This is a genomic window from Christiangramia aestuarii (assembly GCF_009735585.1).
Taxonomy (GTDB): domain Bacteria; phylum Bacteroidota; class Bacteroidia; order Flavobacteriales; family Flavobacteriaceae; genus Christiangramia; species Christiangramia aestuarii.
Genome location: NZ_VJVW01000108.1, coordinates 1 through 423 on the forward strand (window position 1 = coordinate 1; position 423 = coordinate 423).

Annotated in this window: 2 protein-coding genes; both read right to left on the reverse strand. The window is 61.9% G+C overall.

Translation table 11 applies throughout. The annotated features are described in order from the left end of the window. Positions 1 to 163 (reverse strand): hypothetical protein (locus FLP08_RS17120; RefSeq protein ID WP_500681185.1); only part of this gene is annotated, 163 nt, incomplete at its 3' end. Positions 164 to 169: 6 nt separating this feature from the next. Continuing rightward, positions 170 to 423 (reverse strand): 30S ribosomal protein S16 (rpsP, locus tag FLP08_RS17125; RefSeq protein ID WP_003092643.1); only part of this gene is annotated, 254 nt, incomplete at its 5' end.

Genomic DNA, 423 nt, shown 5'->3' on the forward strand with positions numbered 1-423 from the left:
GCCGAATCTCGCCGTCGCGCCGGAGCGTCCAGCGGCGATAGTCCAGCAGGTTGTCCAACGGGTCGGTAAAGGAATACACCTTCACCTCACCGCGGATGCCGTACACCGAAACGATCTTGCCGATCACGACCAGGTCGTCGGCGGGTGTCGGCATTTCACTCATGACGGCTTAGGCGTTTGCCTTGGCAGCGTCCTTGAGCAGCTGAGCAACGCGCTCAGACGGCTGTGCACCCTGGCCGAGCCAGTAGGTAGCACGCTCCTGGTCGACGGACAGACGCACTTCGCCACCAGTCGCAACCGGGTTGAAGAAACCGATGCGCTCGACGAAGCGACCATCGCGCGCATTGCGGCTGTTGGTCACGGTCAGGTGGTAGAAGGGGCGCTTTTTGGAGCCGCCACGAGCAAGACGGATGGTTACCATGT